The following is a 19,940-nucleotide window of genomic DNA, read 5'->3' on the forward strand; positions in this document are numbered from 1 at the left end:
CGGCGCCCCCGCACCCACGCCCCGAGCTCCCTCGAGGAGGCGTCGAGGCGCCCCGCGCTCGGACGAGCGCAAGGAGATCGCATGCCCGCATTCAACGCCGAACAGTCCACCGTCAAGACCCGCCACGCCCTCGCCCACGCCCAGGCGATGGCCCGCGAGCTCGGCCACCCGGAGGTCACGACCCTGCACCTGACCCAGGCCCTGCTCCAGCAAGAGGGCGGGCTGGCCCGGCCCCTGCTCGAGCGCGCCGGGGTCCACGGGGCCGCCGCCGAGCGAGCCATCCGCGACGCCCTGGCCAAGCGCCCCCAAGTCGCCGGGGGCCAGCTCGGCGCGTCTCGGGAGCTCGCCGCGACCCTCGACCGCGCCGCGGGCGAGGCCGAGGCCCTGCAAGACAAATTTTTGAGCACCGAGCACCTGCTGCTGGCGATGCTGCCCGAGCCCAAAAAGGGCTTCGGCGGGCGCTCGGAGTTCGCCCTCGCGACCAAGGTGCTCGTCGAGCTCGGCGCGTCCCGGGAGCTGCTGCGCGCGGCCCTCGACGAGATGCGCGGGAGCCAGCGGGTCACCACCCAGGACCCCGAGAGCACCTACGAGGCCCTCGACAAGTACACCCGCGACCTGACGGCGCTGGCCCGCTCGCAAAAGCTCGACCCGGTCATCGGCCGCGACGCGGAGATTCGCCGGGCCATCCAGGTGCTGTCGCGGCGGACCAAGAACAACCCCGTGCTGATCGGCGATCCGGGCGTGGGCAAGACGGCCCTGGCCGAGGGCATCGGCCTGCGCATCGCCGCGGGCGACGTGCCCGAGTCCCTCCGCGACCGCCGCCTGCTCCAGCTCGACCTGGCCGCGCTCGTGGCCGGGGCCAAGTACCGCGGCGAGTTCGAGGAGCGGCTCAAGGCCGTGCTCGACGAGATCGCCAGCGCCGACGGCAAGATCTTGCTGTTCATCGACGAGCTCCACACCCTCGTGGGCGCCGGCGGCAGCGAGGGCACCCAGGACGCGGCCAACATGCTCAAGCCCGCGCTGGCCCGCGGCGAGCTGCGCTGCATCGGCGCGACCACCCTCGACGAGTTCCGCAAGTTCATCGAGAAGGACAAGGCCCTCGAGCGCCGCTTCCAGCCGGTGATGATCGACGAGCCCTCGATCGACGACACCGTGTCGATCCTGCGCGGGCTCCGGGACCGCTTCGAGGCCCACCACGGCATCCGCATCGAGGACGCCGCCCTGGTCGCGGCCACGCAGCTGAGCCACCGCTACATCCAAAACCGCTTCTTGCCCGACAAGGCCATCGACCTCATCGACGAGGCCGCGGCGCGGCTGAAGATGGAGATCGAGAGCGTGCCCCTGCCCATCGACGAGCTCGAGCGGGCGATCACCCGGCTCGAGATGGAGCGCCAGGCCCTGAGCCGGGAGCTCGACGCCAGCGGGGGCAACGCGGTGTTCGGGCAGCGCGCGACCAAGAGCGCCGGCGCCCAGCAAAAGAGCGAGCGCCAGAGCGAGCGCCTGGCGAGCGTCGAGGCCGAGCTGGCCGAGCTGCGCGAGCAGGCCGCGGGCCTGCGCGGGCGCTGGCAGAGCGAGCGCGAGCACCTGGCCGAGATCAAGCGGCTGTCCGAGGCCCTCGAGCACACCAAGGCCGAGGCCGCGCGGGCTCAGCAAGCCGGCGACCTCGAGCGCGCCTCGGAGCTGACCTACGGGACCCTGCGTGAGCTCGAGCTCCAGCGTCAGCAGGCCCGGGAGGCCCTGCACCGCGCCCAGGGCGAGGGCTCCTTCCTGCGCGAGGTGGTCACCGACGACGACGTCGCCCAGATCGTCAGCCGCTGGACGGGCGTCCCCGTGGCCAAGATGCTCCAGGGCGAGCAGGCCAAGCTGCTGACCATGGAGGCCAAGCTCCACGAGCGCGTCATCGGCCAGGCCGAGGCCATCGAGGCGGTGTCCGCCGCCGTCCGCCAGGCCCGGGCCGGCCTCGCCGACCCCGAGCGCCCCATGGGCTCCTTCCTGTTCCTCGGGCCCACGGGCGTGGGCAAGACCGAGCTCGCCAAGGCCCTCGCCGAGTTCCTGTTCGACGACGAGCGCAGCGTGGTCCGCATCGACATGAGCGAGTACATGGAGAAGTTCTCCGTGTCCCGGCTGATCGGGGCGCCCCCCGGATACGTCGGCTACGACGAGGGCGGCCAGCTGACCGAGGCCGTGCGCCGCAAGCCCTACTCCGTCGTGCTCCTCGACGAGGTCGAGAAGGCCCACCCCGAGGTCTTCAACCTGCTGCTGCAGGTCCTCGACGACGGGCGCCTGACCGACAGCCAGGGCCGCACGGTCGACTTCCGCAACACGCTGATCATCATGACCTCGAACATCGGCTCCCAGCTCGCGGGCGCCGTGGCCACGGGCGAGCTGAGCGAGCCGGACTTCCTGCGCCAGCGCGAGGCGCTGCTGCGCCAGCACTTCCGCCCCGAGTTCATCAACCGCGTCGACGGCGTGCTCCAGTTCCACGCCCTGCGCGCGGAGGACATGCTGGCCATCCTCGAGGTCCAGCTGCGCGGTCTCCGGGCCCGCCTCGCCCAGCGCGAGCTCGAGCTCGAGCTCGACGAGGGCGCCCGCCGCTGGCTGGCCGAGCGTGGCTACGACGCCGAGTTCGGCGCCCGCCCGCTGGCCCGGCTGATCCGCCGCTCGATCCTCGACCCCCTCGCGCGGACCCTGCTCGCGGGAGAGGCCGTGGCCGGAGACACGGTGCTCGTCGAGTACGACGAGGCCACGGAGCAGCTGCGCGTGGGCCTGCGCTCGGCCAAGGCGCTGCGCTCGGTCAGCTGAACACCCCGACAGCCGCTTTGTTTCGCCGCGCCCGTCGTCGCGCTACCCTGTTTGCGCGAACGGGCGCGCGCCTCGACGGCGACGCCTGGCTGGACCCCCGACCATGGAATCGACGAGCGGCGTGCAGGACTACCTCAAGATCTTCTTGATCTCCCTCGTGACCTCGGTCGTGGTGCTGTTCACCCTCGGCCCGACCATGCTCAAGCTCCAAGAAAAGCGCGGGCCTCGGGCGCAGGTCGAGGAGGCCACGCCGGCCCCCAGCGCCGAGCCCCCGCCGGATCAGAGCGCCCAGCTGACCGCGCCCAACCTCCAGGGCCTCGACCTGCGCGAGGCTCGGGAGCAGTGGCGCGCCCAGGGCATCGTGATCATCGAGGACAGCCAGCGCGTCGACACCAGCGTCGAGGCCGACACGATCCTCTCGCAGATCCCCGCCGGCGGCGCCCCCCTCCAGACCAAGGAGATCCGCGTCGTCGTGGCCGCCGCGCCCGAGATGGTCACCGTGCCCAGCGTGCTCGGCAAGGACGCCACCGAGGCCACCGAGGCCCTCGTCGAGGCCGGCTTCGAGGTCCCCGCCCACACCACCGAGGCCTCCGCCGAGCCCCCGGGCAGCGTGCTGCGTCAAGAGCCCAACGCCGGCAGCAAGACCGAGAAGGGCTCGCTGGTCCGCCTCGTGGTCGCGGCCGAGGCGGGCGCAGCCGAGGCCGGCGAGACCGGGGGCAGCGAGGACGCCGAGGTCCCCGTCCCCCGGGTGCTGCGCATGAAGCTGAAGCAGGCCCGCTCGAAGATCGAGAACGCCGGGCTGGTCGTCGGCAAGGTGACCGAGCGCGAGCACGAAGAGCTGGGCAACTCGCGGGTGCTCTCGCAGAGCCCCGGCGCCGGCAACATGGTCGAGCCTGGCAGCGCGGTCAACCTCGTGGTCGTCGCCCCAGACTGACCGGAACGGACTGATCGGAGCCGGCTGATTCGAGCGCTCAGGGCCCGACGCCCTCGACGACCACCGTCGCGCCGATCGCCGGGAGCTCGAAGGCCTGCGTCTCGGCGCCGAAGGGCAGCGGCCCCGCCGCTTCGGGGGCGACGATCAACCACCGCAGCGAGGGGTCCTCGAGGGGCCGGTCGAAGTGGAAGGCCGCCCGAGACGGGCGCCCGTCGTCCGTGCGCTCGAGGATCTCGATCTCGAGCTCGGGCAAGCGCACCCGATCACCCACGGCCAGGCCCGCGGCGTCGCGCCGGTGGATGCGGTCCATGTCCACGGCCATGAAGCCCCCCTCCGGCGCGACCTCGAGGGTGTCCGCGTCGACCCGGTACATCGTCGCGCCCTGAAACATCGAGGACAGCACCACCGCGCGCCGGGGCACCCCCGCCTCGCCCCCGGCGGCGCGCATGAGGGTGGTGTAGTGGACGCGGTGGAAGGTGCCGAGGACGTAGACGAAGGTCTGCTCGGGCACCGCCTCGTCCCGCGGCGCCTGGGCGTAGCCGCTGCGCATCATCGCCATGCCCGGGCCCAGGGTCAGCGCGCGGAGCAGACCAAAGGGGCCGGCGAAGATCAGGTGCACGACCACGAGCGCGGCCCCGACTCGGCGACGCGCGGGGGTCTCGGCGACCCAGCCCGCGTCCCCGAGCCCGGTCCCAACCTCAACCAGCACAGCCGCCGCGCCGAGGCCCGCGAACAACACCAGGCGATCCATGGGCATGGTCGCGGCGAAGGGCAGCAGGGCCAGCGTCGAGCCGAGCGCCCACGCCCGCGCCCGGCGATCGCCCGCGAGCAGGGGCCAGGCAAAGGCTGCGAGGCCCAGGCACAGCAGGGCGCCGAGGGCCGCCGCCGCCGCGTGTAGGGCCGAGGGCGCGAACACCCAGCCGTCCACGGGGACCAGGGCCCAGCGGCACGAGAACAGCGCCGGGAGGTTGGTCGCCACGGCTCGGAGGAAGTCGGGAAGGTCGGTGCTCGGGTCGTGGTAGATGCCCGTGTTCGCCGCGCCAAAGCCCGCGCGCACGTAGAGCGCCCGCCACACCGCGACGACGCCGGCGTAGGGCACGAGCGCCGCCAAGCGCCGACGCAGCGGCCCCTCGTCGGCGCACAGCTGCCACGCGCCCACGTAGGCCAGCGCGCCCAAGGCCGCCTCGCTCGCCAGCAGCCCGATCGCCGTCAACACGACGGCCCCCGCGAGCCACCACCCTCGCCCCCGCTCCTGCCGACGCCCGTGGATGTGCAGGGCGATCACTCCGCAGCCGAGCACGAAGGCGATCAGGGTGTTGCGCGCCGCGAGCCAGGCGACGGTGGTCACGTGCGGCGCCGAGATCGCGAAGATCAGCGCGCCGAGGTTGGCCCGACGCTCGCGGACCTCCTCGTCGGCCACGCCCGATGCCAGGCGCAGCACCCCGCGCACGGCGAGGACGCACAGCAGGTACCAGAGCACGCTGTGCCCGTGGTGAAGCCCGGGGCGGTCAGGCCACAGGGTGTAGTCGAGGACGTGCGTGGCCGCCGACAGCGGCCTGAAAAAGCGCATCTTCACCCCGAGGTCGGACCACCACGGGTGCAGCCCCGCGTCGCGCAGCTCGGCGTTGAGCTCCGGCCGGGCGAAGGTGTAGAGCTCCCACCACGCCGGATCGCCCCAGGGCGTGTCGGCGCCCACCAGGCGGACCCGCATCAGCACGTCGTCGAGGGCCAGCCCCGCGCTCAGCGTGGGCGCGACGACGAGCAACGCCGCGAGCAGCGGCCACAGCCGCGACCTGGGGAAGGCTCTCAACCGACGCGCCAGCGCACGCACCCACGAAGTCTAGCCAGGGGACCAGGCGGGCGCGTGCGCCATGGGATGGGCGGCGCCGCAGCCCGGGCAGTTGGGCGTCGTCGCCCAGTCGTAGAGCGATCCGCAGTACGCGCAGCGCGAGCTCGGGTCGGCCGCGCGCTGGGCCTCGAGCTGCTGCCCGAGCACCGCGAGCAACCACGCGTGCAGCAGCGGCCCGTGGTTCCCAGCGAAGCGCTCGGGGAGCACCATCGTGCCCTGCTGCGAGACCAGGTAGATGTGCGCCGGCTCGTAGTCCACGGCGCGATCGTGGGTCAGGGTCCCGCGCAGCTGCAGGCCGATCAGCGCGCTGCCCTTGGTGCTCATGCGCTGCATCGACCACAGCACGCGCCCGCGGTAGTGGACCCCGTCGGGCCGCAGCTCGAGGCGGTGGCGCTCCTTGGCGAACAGCAAGCCCGCGATGATCTCGAGCAGGAAGGTCTTGACCTCCGCCCACTTGACCACGAGCGCGACCAGAGCCATGGGGATCAGCGCGACGGCGACGAAGGGCGCGAAGGGGCCGAACTGGGCCGTGAACGCCAGCGCCCCCAGGCCGATGAGCGCGGGCACGAGGATGAGCTGGAACAAGGCCGCGCCGAACTCGATGATCTTGTCCTGGCGGGAGATGACGACCGAGCTGCCGTCGCGCTCGACGACGAAGCCGCCCAGGGCCAGGGCCTCCTCGAGCTCCGCCACGTTCCGGGTCTGCGGCGCCGCCATCAGCGGCCGACCGCCGTACCAGTGCGCCGCGAGCAGGCCCGCCGCGTGGGGGTCGTCGGACACCGCCGCCCGCTCCTCGACCAGCAAGCGCGCCCCGGCGGCGAGCTCGAGCACCTCGGCGACGAAGCGATCGGCCTGCCCCGCGTCGTCGATGCGGGTCGAGTGTTGGGCCAGGCAGGTCCCCGCCTTGTCGAGCAGGCGGACCTCGAGGGTCGCAAAGTAGCGGCGAAAGCGAGACACCTTCACCTCCGCCCCGCCGCGCCCGCTCCCCGACGAGCGCCCGGAGCCCCCTCCCCCGCCGTCCGACTCGAAGCCTCCGCCGCCTCCGCCAAAGGCCCCGCCGCCGATCATCAGGATGCCGACGCCGAGGATGTAGACGACCACGAAGGGCAGCGCGAACAGCATCAGCAGCACCTCCCACACCCCGCGCATGCGGAACTCGGAGCTGCGCCGGTGAATCAGCACGATCTTCGTCGCGCGGCCGAGGTGCGGGCTGAGCGTGGTCTGCAGCGTGCTCATGGACCGGCGCCAGCAAAGCACCTACGCCCCCGAACCGCAACGGTGCTCAGGGCGATTGGCTCCGACACCGAGGGCCGGAGAAGAGGCCCCAATGGAAAAGGAGCCCTCGACGAGGGCTCCTCTTCCATTGGGGGAGCGACGGGATTCGAACCCGCGGCCATCGGAATCACAATCCGCTACTCAACCACCGAGCTCCGCTCCCCATGTGCTGCGCGTCAGCGCGCTCCGGGTCAACCGGGCGATATGGACGCGAACGAGGGGATGGGAGAGACGAGACATGATGCTCACCGAGGCTTCAGGGGGTTGAGCTGGCGGACGGAATCGAACCGACATTTCTGGACTACGAAACCAGCGTCTTTGCCGTTGGACGACGCCAGCGTGGACGGGCGGGGGTCTAGGGACCCGCCCCACTACCTACGCGAATAGAGATAGCAAAGGGCCCTGCCCGGTCAAGGCAGGGCCAAAAAAAATCTTCACCGCTCAGCGGGTCGGCCAAACCGAGTTTGGCCAACCCTCTGTCTGTCTCAATCGTCGTGGACGACGCCACGCCCTCCCTGCCCCACGTCCACGACTCAATCGCCGGGGATCGGCGCGCCCATCACCCCGGCGTCGAGGCGCAAGAGCTTGGGCGCGGAGACCTCCATCGACTGGCTCAGGTGAGGCGGCAGCACCGAGCCGAAGGCGTTGCCGTCGGTCACGACGTAGAGGTTGTTCAGGTCGTCCTCGGCCCGCCCGAAGATCGCGGCCGTCGGCCCCCAAAAGTCGTCGTCCTTGTCGTGCAGCAGGCGAACCTCGCCATTGGGGCGCACGAGCACGAGGCCGTTGAAGGGGTGCGTGGTCCCCCACACGTTGCCGTCGACGTCGATGGCGAAGTCGTCGATGCCCACGCCGTAGGCGTAGAGCTGGGACTCGCCCGCGCTCCCGTCGTCGAGGATGGGCGTGCGGACCATGGACAGCTGCGAGGGGTTGGAGACGTAGACCTCGCCCTCGAAGATCTTGATGCCGTTGGGGCCCGGGAAGCCCCCGGGCTCCTGGACCAGGGGCTGGTCCTCGGCCCAGATCTCCGCGGTGTTCGAGCCCGGCTCGAGCCGCCAGACCTTGCCGAGGCTGTCGGCGACGTAGAGGTTCCCGTCGAGGTCCGCGGTGATGCCGTTGGGCAGGGTGTCTTGAGGCAGGAGGGCCAGGGGCACGACCATCCCGTCCTCGACGGCGATGATCGCCCGCTCGCCGTTGGGGTCCTCGGGCGCGACCAGGGTGCCGTAGAGGTCGCCGAGCTCGTCGATGACGATGGTCCCCAGCGTGTCCGCGGGGTACTGCGCGACCAGGAACAGCTGCCCGCCCTCGTGCAGGAACAATCCGGTCCCCGAGGGCCCGCGGTTGACCATCCAGGTGTTGCCGTCGAGGTCGCGCTCGACGGACTCGAGGAAGTCCCCGGGCACGAAGGCGGCGAGCTCCTCGACGGGCTCGGGGCCCGCGTCGAGGGTCAGCTGGACGTCGTACTCGAGCTCGCAGCTGCCCACGTCGACGGTGTACGCGATGAGCAGCTCGGCCTCGTCCGCGCTCGGGTCGGCGCCCCGCGGCGTGAACGCGCCGTAGGTCGCGTCGAGGATCCCGGGCTCGCCCTCGGCGTCGATGCGGCAGGTGGTTGGGGTCATCACGGCCTCGCCCAGCTCGGCCTCCCAGGTGAAGCTCAGGTCGCAGCCGCTGGTGAAGCTCAGCAGGTACTCGCCCTCCCCGAGGTCGGCGATCGCCACGGGGTCGGTGAGCATGGGCCGAATCAACACCTCGCCCCCGCACAGCCCCTGGACCACGCCCGCGCCGGGCTGCCAGTCGCCCCCGAGGCTCGGCGCCTGCTCGCCCGTCTCCGAGCTCGTGTCCGCGGTCTCCGAGCTCGACTCGGTGGTGTCCGTGTCCGTCTCCGTGGTCTCGGTCGTCCCGACCTCGTCGTCGCTGCTGCCCTCGGAGTCGGTCTCGCTGTCCTCATCGACGATGTTGACGGTGACCGAGCAGCCCGAGGCCAGGGCCGCGACCACGGCGAGGCCGACCGCCGGGCCAGCTCCGAGCCAACGCGGGGTCGAGGCGAAGCGATGCGTGCAGACGTGGGACAGGGAGAGGACAGGGGCGAGATGTGGGTGCACGGAGATCCAACTTCCTTTGCATGAACAGCGCGACTTCGCCCGCGCGGGCGCCCCGCTGTTCCAGGTCCGAGAGATTAGCAGGGCCGCTGTCCCGGCCTCAGCCCACTCCGAAGCCCGCGCTCCCCCGCGCGCCCGAGCCCCGACCAACGCCCGCTGAATCGAGAGAGGTCGTCCGCACGGACTTTGCGCAGAGTGCTATCGTCGCCGCACCGATGCGCCCCCTTTCTCGACTGCAAAAGCTGACGCGCTGGACCGCCCCCCTCGCCCTCGCCGGACTCGTCGCTGGCTCGGGCTGCACCAAGCAAAAGGTGATGGTCCTCGTCGCGGACAACCATCCGACGATCAACCTCTTTGGCTTCGAAGAGAGCGAGCTGCACCACATCAACAACACGGTCGAGCTGCATCGCAACGTGTTCTTGGTGGCCTACGACCCCAAAAAGCCCAACACGATGGAGTGGATCAACTGCCCGGTACCGGCCGAGTACAAGTACCACGCAGCCCCCGGCCGCCGCGTCGAGACCATCCACATCAGCAACGAGGCTGAACTCCAGGCCAAGGTCCCGGTCAACTACGCCCGCTTCCAGGGCTACCTCAAGGCCGGCAACGCCGTCGACTTCCACTACGTCACCATCGGCGCCTACGAGCTCATGGGCGCGTTCAAGATCCCCAAGGGCGATCCCGACTGCGCCAAGGCCACCCACTACGTGTCGACCCTCAGCGTGGGCGCCTTCGTGTTCGCCGAGCAGGTCTCGGTCGAGGGCGGCATCGCGGGCCAAGAGACCACCACGGGCGTCGGCGCGGGCCTCGACGCGTCGCGCAAGAAAGCCTCGGGAACGTCCACGGGCGACCTCGACTCTTGCCTCGACGAGAACCAGGCCTTCTTCGACTGCTTCACCCCGCTGCAGCTGATGATGACGCCCATCCCCGAGCGCAACTGGGTCGACGGCCACGAGACCCAGGTGGTCCGCGTCGAGGAGTCCGACGGCAGCGGCTACACCGGCCCGAGCCGCGAGCAGGTCCAGCAGCAGCAGCAGCAGCGCGAGGCCGCGGGCGTGGCCTCCGTCGACTTGTCCCTGGGCGTCGACGCCGAGGTCTGGCGCCCCGGCTCGTTCATGGCCCACGCCCTCGAGCAGGTGTTGCTCGTCGCCCAGCGCGTCAACGAGAGCTCCAACTACGGCTTCGACGACAAGGCCAGCACCGTCGTCGCCGGCTACCTGCGCAACGGGCAGTCCCACTCCCTCAACCGCCCGCTCGAGGCCGGGGCCAAGTACGCCGTGTTCGCGACCGGGGCCACGGACACCGCCAACCTCGACATCATCATCACCGGCCCCAGCGGCCAGGAGGTCGCCGTCGATCAAGCCGACGACAACAACCCCGCGGTGAGCTTCCAGGCCCCCGAGGACGGCGGCTACCAGATCCGCCTGGTCCTGACTGGCGGCAGCGACGAATTTGGGGCCATGGTGATCATGCGCGAGGGCGGCCTGCGCATCGACACGGACATCCTCCAGGGCGCCTTCCAGAGCCTGCTCGACAACGCCACGGCGGCCTCGAGCAAAGTGATCGAGATGGGCTTCGGCAGCGGCCTGGTGTTCCACGAGAACGACTGGGCCCTGTCGGGCACGGTGCTCTACCCCGGCGAGACCATCCGCCAGCGCGGGCTCCAGCTGGACCCGCAGTCGGCCGTGTTCACCGGCGTCGCCCACGACCCCAACATGAACATCGACCTCGAGATCATCGACGCCAACTCGGGCGCGAGCGAGGCCGACACCGCCCCCGACGCCAACCCCCTGGTGCTCATCGACAAGCCCGACCCGAACAGCTCCTACGACATGCGCCTGATGTACCCGGACTCGGGCAACGGCGAGCCGGCCCTGGCCACGGCGCTGATCCTCAAGCTCGGCGAGTAGTCGATTCCCGATTGTCAATCGGGGCGCGGGTCGGGCAACATCGGCGGCCATGACGGCCAAAGAAGTCATCGCCACGGACCGCGCCCCGGCTGCGATCGGGCCCTACTCCCAAGCGATCCGCGCGGGCGGGATGCTCTACTGCTCGGGCCAGGTCGCCCTCCACCCCCAGACCGGCGAGCTCGTCGGCGAGGGCGACGTCGCGGCCCAGACCCGGCAGGTCCTCGACAACCTCGGCGCCGTGCTCGAGGCCGGCGGCGCGAGCTTCGACAGCGCCGTGAAGATCACCATCTTCTTGAAGAGCATGGACGACTTCGCCGCGGTCAACGGCATCTACGCCGAGCGCTTCAACGAGGCGCCCCCGGCCCGCGCGACCGTCGAGGTCTCGCGCCTGCCCAAGGACGTGCTCGTCGAGATCGACGCCGTCGCGCTCTGCGGCTAGGCGGCACCACAAGCGGATGTCCCGATAGTCGAAGGGCCCGCCCCCACAGCTCCCTGTGGGGGCAAAGCAGAGCTCAAGCCTCGGGCGCAGGCGCGAGCTCCACGAGCAGGTCGCCCGCCGCCAGGGAGTCCCCCGCCGCCACGACCACGCGCTGGACCACCCCGGCCGCCGGCGCGGCGACGATGGTCTCCATCTTCATGGCCGAGAGCACCACGAGGGCGTCGCCGAGCTCGACGGTCGCGCCCTTTTGCGTGCGCAGCTCGACGACCACGCCGGGCATGGGCGCGCCCACGCTGCGCTCGTCGTCGGGCTTGGCCTGCTCGCGGGTCACGACCTCGGTGGTCACCGAGGCGTCGGACACGAGGATCGAGCGCGGCTGGCCGTTGAGCTCGAAGAAGACCTCGCGCAGGCCGTCCTCGCGCACGTCGCCGAGCGCGGTCAGCTTGACGATCAGCAGCTTGCCCCGCTCGATCTCGAAGCTGATCTCCTCGCCGAGCCTCATGGGCGCGATGAAGTTGCGCGTGGGCAGCAGCGAGACGTCGGAGTAGTCCCGGCGAAAGCCCATGTACTCGGCGAACACCTTGGGGTAGAGCGCGGCCGAGGCCACGTCGACGTCGCGGATGTGCGCGCCCCACTTGGCGCTCAGCTGGGCCTTGAGGGCCTCGAAGTCCAGAGCCGGCAAGCTCGCCCCGGGGCGGCCCTCGAGGGCCGGCTGCCCGCGCAGCACCTTGGTCCGCAGGGGCTCGGGGAAGCCGCCCACGGGCACGCCCAGGTAGCCCTGGAAGTACTCGACGACGCTGCGCGGGAAGGACAGGGTCTCGGCCTGGGCGAGCACGTCCTCTTCGGTCAGGTCGTTTTGGACCATGAACTGGGCCAGGTCGCCGACGACCTTGGAGCTCGGCGTGACCTTGATGATGTCGCCGAGCAGGCGGTTCGCGGCCGCGTAGGCCCGCTTGATCGCCGGCCAGCGCCCCGTGAGCCCGAGCGCCCGGGCCTGGAACTGCAAGTTGGTGTACTGCCCGCCCGGCATCTCGTGCATGTAGACGTCGGCGCTGCCGCTCTTGAGCCCGGACTCGAAGGGCGCGTAGAGGCCCCGGACCTGCTCCCAGTAGCCGTTGAGGCCGCCGACCTTCTCGAGCGAGAGGCCCGTGTCCCGCTCGCCGCTCTGCAGCGCCGCCACGACGGCGCCCATGGACGGCTGCGAGGTCAGCCCAGCCATCGCGTCGAGGGCCAGGTCGACGACGTCGGCCCCGGCCTCGGCGCAGGCGAGCATGGAGGCCACGCCCGTGCCCGCGGTGTCGTGGGTGTGGACGTGGATGGGCAGGTAGGGGAAGGCTTCCCGCAAGGCCCCGACGAGCTGGCGACCGGCCGCCGGCTTGAGCAGCCCGGCCATGTCCTTGATGGCCAGCACGTGCACGCCGCGGTCGTGGAGCTCACCGGCCAGGTCGACGTAGTACTGCAGCGAGTACTTGGTCCGCCCCGGGTCGCTGACGTCGCCCGTGTAGCACAGGCAGGCCTCGATCACGCCCCCGGCCTCGCCCACGGCGTCGATGCCCAGCTGCAGGTTGTCGAGGTAATTGAGGCAGTCGAACACCCGGAAGATGTCGACGCCGCGCTGCTTGGCCAGGCGGACGAAGCGGCGCACGACGTTGTCGGGGTAGTTGGTGTAGCCGACGGCGTTGGCCCCCCGCAAAAGCATCTGGAAGGGGATGTTGGGGACCAGCGCGCGCAGGCGCTCGAGCCGATCCCAGGGGCACTCGCGCAGGAACCTCAGCGCGACGTCAAAGGTCGCCCCGCCCCACATCTCGAGGCTGTAGCAGGGCGCGAGGATCCGCGCCGTGCTCGGGGCGATGGCCGCGAGCTCGCGGGTGCGCACCCGGGTAGCGAGCAGCGACTGGTGAGCGTCGCGCCAGGTCGTGTCCATGACCAGCAGGCCCTCGTGCGCGCGCACGGCCTTGGCGAAGGGGGCGGGCCCTTGCTCGAGCAGGATCCGCCGCCAGCCCTCGGGCGGCCGCTGGCCGTGATCCTCGATGAAGCCCTCGGGCAGCACCGGGTCGGGGCCGGGCGCGGCGTCCGAGGCCGGCGAGACCGTGGGCCCGTTGACCGCGACCTCGCCCAGGAAGCGGAGCACTCGCTGGGCCCGGTTGCGCCGGCGCGGGAACTGGAACAGCTCGGGCGTGGTGTCGATGAAGTCCGTGCGCGCGTCCCCGCCGACGAAGGTGTCGTGGCGCAGGACGTTCTGCAAAAACGGGATGTTGGTCTTGACCCCGCGGATGCGGAACTCGGCCATGGCGCGGTGCAGCTTGGCGGCCGCGCCCTCGAAGGTCAGGGCGTGAGCGGTGACCTTGGCGAGCAGCGAGTCGTAGTGCGGCGAGACCTTGGCCCCGGCGTAGCCCGAGCCTCCATCAATCCGGATGCCCATGCCCGAGGCCGAGCGGTAGGCCTCGATGCGCCCGGTGTCGGGCTGGAAGCTGGCCAGCGGGTCCTCGGTGGTCACCCGGCACTGGATCGCAAAGCCGCGGGTCTCGATGGCGTCCTGGCGCAGGCCGAGCTCGGCGAGGGTCGCCCCCCCGGCCACGCGGATCTGCGTCTGGACCAGGTCGACGAGGGTGACCTGCTCGGTCACGGTGTGCTCGACCTGGATGCGCGGGTTGACCTCGATGAAGTAGTGGCGGTTTTGGCCGTCGACGAGGAACTCCACGGTGCCCGCGTTGCGGTAGCCGCAGCGCCGGGCCAGGGTCACGGCGTCGCGGGTCAGGGCCTCGCGAACGCCCTCGTCGAGGTGCACCGCCGGCGCGGTCTCGACGACCTTTTGGTGGCGGCGCTGCACGGAGCAGTCGCGCTCGAACAGGTGGATGACCTCGCCGCTCCCGTCGGCGAGGATCTGGACCTCGATGTGCCGGGGCCGGTCGACGTAGCGCTCGATGAACACGGTCCCGTCGCCGAAGGCCGCCTCGGCCTCGGACTGCGCGCGCTCGAAGGCCTCGGCGAGCTCGCTGGCCTCGCGGACGACCCGCATGCCCCGGCCGCCGCCGCCCATGGCCGCCTTGATGATCACCGGCAAGCCGTGCTCGGTGACGAAGGCCTCCGCGGCCTCGAAGCTCGCCACCGGCCCGTCCGTGCCGGGGACCACGGGCACCCCGGCCTCGATGGCCAGGGCGCGCGCGCGCGTCTTGTCGCCGAGCACCTCGATGACCTCGGCGCTCGGGCCCACGAAGCGGATCCCGTTTTTCTCGCAGGCCCGGGCAAAGTCAGCGCGCTCGGACAGGAAGCCGTAGCCCGGGTGGATGGCGTCGACGTGGTTTTGCTTGGCGATCTCGATGATGCCGTCGATGTCGAGGTAGGCCGCGACGGGGCTCTTGCCCGCGCCCACGAGGTAGGCCTCGTCGGCCTTGTAGCGGTGCAGGTGGACCCGGTCCTCACGGCTGAAAATCGCCACGGTGCGAATCCCAAGCTCGGTCGCCGCCCGAAACACTCGGATGGCGATCTCACCTCGGTTGGCGCACAGCAGCTTGCGGATCTGGCGGTTCGGCACGGGCCGAGTGTAGAAGTTCAAACCGGCGTTTTGCGAGGGTGTGGCGTGGAATGGCCTTCACGTGGGCCGTACTCGATCGCAGCCCCCGGGGACTCTCGGGAGGCTCCGGGGCCCCGCCCTCGCGGCTGCCCCCGAGCCCACCCATCCCCTCACCCGTGACGTCTCATCGGAACTTTCGTTCGATGGTCCCGAAACATTGCGGGAGATCGCCGGGACTCCGCAATCCTTCCCATGGATGGGACGGCTGCCGTAGCATCGCAGCATGCTGGAACGTGTGAAGTACCTCCCCCTTGCCTTGATCCTCGTCGCCTGCCCCGCCGACGACGGTGGCGATGACGAAGTCGGCGAGACCGCTGGCGACGACACGAGCGAGTCCGACTCGACCACCGAGGACGGCACCGACACCACCACCGAAGACACGACGGACGCCGAGACGACGGAAGACACCACCGCCGACGCGGAGACCGAGACCGACACCGGCGCGCCGATGATCGACTGTGACGTCGACGCCTGGGACATCGCCATGGATACCCAGTGGAAGTCGGCCTGGATGGCGGCCTGCATGGTCCCCACGATCGCGCCGATCATGCAGGGCATCGATCCCGTGCTCTACGAGAACTTCAGCTGCGCCGACTGCCACGGCGACGACCTGGGCGGGGGCACCTTCGCGATGCCGGCGACCACCCCGATCAGCTTCGCCGACGCGGCCAACTGGGACCCGGCCTATATCGACGGCATGACCTTCATGGGCCCGATGGCCGAGGTCGCCGACACCGCCGCGGCGACCCTGGGCTACGAGCCCTTCTCGATGGACAACCCCGACGGCTTCGGCTGCGGCGGCTGCCACGTCATCGAGGGCTGAGCACCTCGCCAGAGCCTGGGCGCCCGGGCTCTGGCGGGCCATCGCCACGTCCCCCCTACTCGGTCTCGTTGGCCGAGGAGGTGCACGCCGCGATCTCCAGGCGGTCCTGGTAGGCGCAGTTCCACTCGACCAGGCGCGCCGAGATGGCGGCCGCGGCCTCGCTGTCGGCGGCCGTGACCGCTTCGATGTAGTCGTCCCAGTCGGCCAGGTAGGCGTCGGCGTCGAAGCCCGCGTCGCTCAGCGCCGGGCCCATGGTCGTGATCACCACCTGCGAGTAGATGCGGCCCTCCCACGCGCCCTTGATCGCCTCGGGGGTTCCGAGGCTTCCGCCGGTGACGGCCTCGTCGCAGTACTTGCGAGCCCGCTTGATGAAGGCCACGGCCAGGTCGCGCTCGAGCTCGGCGACCTCGAGATCGCGGACGGGGCCGTAGACCGCCTTGCGCATGCGCGCGAGCCCAGGGCCGTTGCGGTCTTCGATGCGGTCCTCGAGCAGATCGAGGAGCGCGCCGGCCTCGAAGGGCCCCGTGGGGTCCTCGCCCGCCGCGGCGCGATCGAGGATCAGCCGATGAATCAGGGCGTAGCTGCCCTTTTCGATCACCTGGCGCCGGGCCATGGTGATCGCCGGGTCGTGGGTCGAGCCGTCGATCGCCGCCCGGCCCTCGGTGAACGCGGCGGTGATCGTCGCCTCCCAGTCCTCGCCGCCGCGGGTCGGCGACGCGTCGACGCGCCTGGCCAGGGGCTGCACGGCCCCCTGCCACAGGCACCAGGCCGTGTCCCACTGGCTGGCGAGCAGCTCGGGCTCTCGGGCCTCGTCGGGCTTGGCGTCGCTGGCCACGGTCAGCAGCCGCCGCGCCTCCAGGAAGGCGACCAGACGAATCTGCGTGGTCAGGCCGACGAGGGCCCGCTGCACGTCCTCGTCGCGCTCGGCCGCGCCCATCTGCGCGGCGTGCTGACCCGCGAGGGCCACGTCGCGCCCCTGGGTCCGCACGGGCACCCGGCCGAGGTTGCGATCCATCGCCTTGACCCACGGCTCGAGGGTCTGCCAGTGGGCCTGGGCCGCCTTCGCGTCGGGCCGGCCTCCCTTGGTGCGCAGGGCCTCGAGGCCGCCGAGGGCTCGCATCGCGTCGCGGCACTCCGTCGACGCGAGGGCGCCGAGGGTCGGGTCGATCTTCGCCGGCGCTTCGGGCTTCGCCGGGGCGCTCCCATCGGCGGCGCCCTCGTCGGCCTTGCTGCCGTCGGTCTCGAGGTCTTCGGCCTTCGGGCCGCAGGCCCCTCCGAGCGCGAGCAAGGCCACGCAAGAGACCGCGACGAGGGCACGCAAGGGCGAGGGGCGCTCGAACATGCGCCATCCTTTGCTGGCCCCGGCTCCCCTGTCAACGCAGCGGGCGAGTGCGCGAACCCCGGCCCCGCGAGCGCTCCGTCCACGCCGACCGCTCGCGCCCGACCGTCGACCGCTCGCGCCGGAGCGCCAGCCGCTCGTCGGACGCCGCGAGCACGCCCCCGAGAGCCCGCCATGGTCTAGCCGTGGCCATCAAGCTCGCCTACGACATCAACCTCGCCGTCCACGCCATCGCCGGGCTGACCGCCGTGCTCGTCCTCGCCGTGCCGCTGATCGCCAAAAAGGGCGGGCGGGTCCACGCCCGCGCCGGCTGGGTGTTCACCGTCGCCATGGCCGTGGTCGCGGTCACGGGCGCGCTCTTGGCCCTGGCCTGGGCCACGATCCCGCTGACGGTCAAGCCCCCCGAGGGCCCCCGGAGCGCCGAGCAGATCGCCGCCATGACCCAGAGCTACCGCCGCTTCAGCCTGTTCTTCGCGACCGTCGGGGTCATGTCCGGCGCCGCGGTCTGGCACGGCGTCGCGGCCGTGCGCAACAAGTCCGGCGGGCGCCGAGGGGGCTGGCGGGGCGTGGGCGACCACCTGGCCTACGCCCTGACCCTCGGCTTTGGCCTGGCCCTCACCTTGCTCGGGCTGAAGCTCGGCATGGCGCTGTTCATCGCCTTTGGTGCCCTCGCCTTCTCCGGCGGCCTCGGGGACGCCCGCGCCATCTGGCGCTCGAGCACCGAGAACAAGGCGTGGATCATCCGTCACCTCCAGGCCATGCTCGGCGGCGCGACGGCGGCCCTGACCGCGTTCTCGGCGTTCACCCTGCGCAGCTACGCGTCCTCGGAGCACGCCTTCGACATCGCCTTTTGGCTGCTCCCGGTCGTCGCGGGCGTGGTCGCCTCGGTCGGCTGGACGCGCTCGACCGAGCGCGAGCTGGGCATGCGCTGAGGGCCGCCGTACCATGGCCATGCACGCCGCGCCCATGCCTGCGCCAACCACCGCCGCGCCTTCGAAGGGCGCCGAGTCCCCGACCAAGCGCGCCCGGCTCCCGGCCCTGATCCGCCAGGAGCTCCGCGAGGCCTGGTGGATCTACGTGCTCGTCCCTCCCCTGCTGACCGTGTTCCGGGCGGGCACGAGCGGCTCGGACTGGGGGATCACCTACATCGTCAACCTGTGCGCGACGCTGTGCATCGGCGGCTCCATCCAGACCCTGCTCGTGGTCTCCGAGCGCCGCGGCTGGTCCCTGCCCTGGAACCTCCACTACGGCCTGCTCGTGCTCCTGGGCGTGCTCGTGGGCACGGAGCTGACCTTCCTGGTCCTCGGCACCTTTGCGACCTTCGACCGCGGCGCGATGCGCTGGGGCATGTGGGCCATCGGCGGCTCCGTGGCCGCGGCGGTCGCGACCATCGGGGTGACCTACGACCGCCTCCGCGCCCACGCTCGCACCGTCGAGCTGCGCGAGGAGCAGGCCCGGCGCGAGGCCCTGCAGGCCGAGCTCGACGCCCTGCACAGCCGCATGAACCCGCACTTTCTGTTCAACAGCCTCAACACCGTCGCGGCGCTCATCGAAGAAGACGCCGAGGCGGCCGTCGACGCCGTCGAGCGCCTGTCCGACCTGCTGCGCTACACCCTCGAGCGCGACGCCGCGAGCACCGTGCCGCTAGCCGACGAGCTGCAGTGCGTGCGCGAGTACCTGGCCATCGAGGGTCTGCGCTTTGGCGAGCGCCTGCGCGTCGAGTGGGCCCTCGACGAGGGCGTCGAGGCCGGCGCGTGGGTGCCCCCGCTGAGCCTCCAGCCCCTGGTCGAGAACGCGGTCAAGCACGGGGTCTCGCGCAGCCGCACGCCGGTGACCGTGCGCCTCCAGGCCCGCCGCGTCGGCGACCAGATCGCGCTCGAGGTGCGCGACGACGGGCCCGGCTCGACACCTCGCTCGACGGGCAGCGAGGGCACGGGTACGGCCCTGCGCACCCTGAGCGAGCGCCTGCGCCTGCTCTACGGCGAGGCCGCGCGCTTCGAGGCGGGCGTGGTCGAAGGCGGCGGCTACCGGGCGGCCCTGTCCATGCCGGCCCGCCTCGAATCCTGCCCCACCTCCAGCGAGGTGCGCCCGTGACCGCCCTGCGCGTGCTGATCGTCGACGACGAGGCCCCCGCGCGCCGACGACTCCGGCGCATGCTCGAGCGCCTGACCAACGACGGCGCCGAGGCCATCGAGGTGGTCGGCGAGGCGGCCGACGGCGTCGAGGCCCTCACCCAGCTGACCAAGCTCGAGCCCGACCTGGTCCTCCTCGACATCCAGATGCCCGCCCTCGACGGCCTCGCCCTGGCCCAGCACGCCAGCTTGCCGCCCTTCATCTTCGTGACCGCCTTCGACGAGCACGCCCTCGCGGCCTTCGAGGTCGGGGCGGCGGACTACTTGCTCAAGCCGATCCGGCGCGAGCGCCTGCAGCTGGCGCTCGAGCGCGCCCGGACACGCATCGAGGCCCAGCGAGACGCCTCGGCGAAGGGCGAGGGCGCCAGCGAGCTCGACGAGCTCCAGGCGACCCTGCGCCGGCTCGTGGCCGCCGAGCCGGCCCCCGCCTCTCCGACCCCGCCGCGCATCGCCGCCCGCGAAGGCGGCAGCGTGCGCCTGTTCGAGCTCGCCGAGATCGGGCGCTTTTGGTCCGCCGACAAGTACACCTGCTTCCACCACGGCGGGGCCGAGCACGTCCTCGACGAGGGCCTCGGCGAGCTCGAGCTGCGCCTGGGCGCCCACGGCTTCGTCCGCGTGCACCGCTCGGAGCTCGTCGACCTGGGCTGGGTCCGCGCCGTGCACAGCGAAGCCGGCGCGACCTCCCTCGAGCTGCGCGACGGCCAGCGCGTCGCCGTCAGCCGGCGCATGGTCGCGGAGATCAAGCGCCGCCTCGGGCTGTGAGCGCG

The 19,940-nt window shown here is 71.6% G+C and carries 13 protein-coding genes and 2 tRNA genes; 8 read left to right on the plus strand and 7 right to left on the minus strand.

What is annotated here, in order from left to right; all coding sequences use genetic code 11:
* Positions 1-81: 81 nt before the first annotated feature.
* Entirely contained in the window at positions 82-2,802 is a 2,721-nt protein-coding gene (locus tag PPSIR1_RS21960) for an ATP-dependent Clp protease ATP-binding subunit (protein ID WP_006973354.1), read from the plus strand.
* A gap of 103 nt (positions 2,803-2,905) precedes the next feature.
* The gene (locus PPSIR1_RS21965; RefSeq protein WP_006973355.1) at positions 2,906-3,736 is read left to right on the plus strand and encodes a PASTA domain-containing protein; all 831 of its coding nucleotides are present in this window, start codon (positions 2,906-2,908) and stop codon (positions 3,734-3,736) included.
* A 37-nt stretch (positions 3,737-3,773) separates the two neighbouring features.
* Here PPSIR1_RS21965 and PPSIR1_RS21970 read toward each other — a convergent pair whose 3' ends face one another.
* The 5 genes from PPSIR1_RS21970 to PPSIR1_RS21990 all read right to left on the minus strand — a co-directional run bounded on the left by PPSIR1_RS21970 (position 3,774) and on the right by PPSIR1_RS21990 (position 8,959).
* A complete protein-coding gene (locus PPSIR1_RS21970) occupies positions 3,774-5,567 on the minus strand; it encodes a hypothetical protein (RefSeq protein ID WP_157595825.1) in 1,794 nt (597 codons plus the stop codon).
* 9 nt (positions 5,568-5,576) lie between these two features.
* Complete coding sequence (locus PPSIR1_RS21975; RefSeq protein WP_006973357.1) at positions 5,577-6,821, minus strand: hypothetical protein; 1,245 nt, start codon at positions 6,819-6,821, stop codon at positions 5,577-5,579.
* Positions 6,822-6,951: 130 nt separating this feature from the next.
* Positions 6,952-7,023, minus strand: a tRNA-His gene (locus PPSIR1_RS21980).
* 104 nt (positions 7,024-7,127) lie between these two features.
* Positions 7,128-7,199, minus strand: a tRNA-Thr gene (locus PPSIR1_RS21985).
* 194 nt (positions 7,200-7,393) lie between these two features.
* Positions 7,394-8,959 (minus strand): SMP-30/gluconolactonase/LRE family protein, encoded by a 1,566-nt coding sequence (locus tag PPSIR1_RS21990; protein WP_157595826.1) that lies wholly within the window; start codon positions 8,957-8,959, stop codon positions 7,394-7,396.
* 212 nt (positions 8,960-9,171) lie between these two features.
* On the opposite strand from PPSIR1_RS21990, the gene PPSIR1_RS21995 reads away from it, so the two are divergent.
* Complete coding sequence (locus tag PPSIR1_RS21995; protein ID WP_006973359.1) at positions 9,172-10,866, plus strand: PPC domain-containing protein; 1,695 nt, start codon at positions 9,172-9,174, stop codon at positions 10,864-10,866.
* 49 nt (positions 10,867-10,915) lie between these two features.
* The gene (locus tag PPSIR1_RS22000) at positions 10,916-11,305 is read left to right on the plus strand and encodes a RidA family protein (RefSeq protein ID WP_006973360.1); all 390 of its coding nucleotides are present in this window, start codon (positions 10,916-10,918) and stop codon (positions 11,303-11,305) included.
* Between the two features lie 73 nt (positions 11,306-11,378).
* Here PPSIR1_RS22000 and pyc read toward each other — a convergent pair whose 3' ends face one another.
* A complete protein-coding gene (gene pyc / locus PPSIR1_RS22005) occupies positions 11,379-14,840 on the minus strand; it encodes a pyruvate carboxylase (RefSeq protein ID WP_045116520.1) in 3,462 nt (1,153 codons plus the stop codon).
* 262 nt (positions 14,841-15,102) lie between these two features.
* Between pyc and PPSIR1_RS22010 the strand changes: the two genes are divergently transcribed.
* Positions 15,103-15,702, plus strand: a complete 600-nt coding sequence (locus tag PPSIR1_RS22010) for a hypothetical protein (RefSeq protein ID WP_157595827.1) — start codon at positions 15,103-15,105, stop codon at positions 15,700-15,702.
* 55 nt (positions 15,703-15,757) lie between these two features.
* Here PPSIR1_RS22010 and PPSIR1_RS22015 read toward each other — a convergent pair whose 3' ends face one another.
* The gene (locus tag PPSIR1_RS22015; RefSeq protein ID WP_006973363.1) at positions 15,758-17,044 is read right to left on the minus strand and encodes a hypothetical protein; all 1,287 of its coding nucleotides are present in this window, start codon (positions 17,042-17,044) and stop codon (positions 15,758-15,760) included.
* Between the two features lie 182 nt (positions 17,045-17,226).
* On the opposite strand from PPSIR1_RS22015, the gene PPSIR1_RS22020 reads away from it, so the two are divergent.
* The 3 genes from PPSIR1_RS22020 to PPSIR1_RS22030 are packed head-to-tail and all read left to right on the plus strand — an operon-like array spanning position 17,227 to position 19,935.
* Positions 17,227-17,973, plus strand: coding sequence for a DUF2306 domain-containing protein (locus PPSIR1_RS22020; RefSeq protein WP_006973364.1), 747 nt, complete (start codon positions 17,227-17,229; stop codon positions 17,971-17,973).
* 34 nt (positions 17,974-18,007) lie between these two features.
* The gene (locus PPSIR1_RS22025) at positions 18,008-19,135 is read left to right on the plus strand and encodes a sensor histidine kinase (RefSeq protein ID WP_157595828.1); all 1,128 of its coding nucleotides are present in this window, start codon (positions 18,008-18,010) and stop codon (positions 19,133-19,135) included.
* A complete protein-coding gene (locus PPSIR1_RS22030) occupies positions 19,132-19,935 on the plus strand; it encodes a LytR/AlgR family response regulator transcription factor (RefSeq protein WP_006973366.1) in 804 nt (267 codons plus the stop codon). Before PPSIR1_RS22025 ends, PPSIR1_RS22030 begins: the two co-directional genes overlap by 4 nt.
* The last annotated feature ends 5 nt before the right edge of the window (positions 19,936-19,940 follow it).

The sequence above is a fragment of the Plesiocystis pacifica SIR-1 genome (genome assembly GCF_000170895.1).
GTDB classification, from domain to species: Bacteria; Myxococcota_A; Polyangia; order Nannocystales; family Nannocystaceae; genus Plesiocystis; species Plesiocystis pacifica.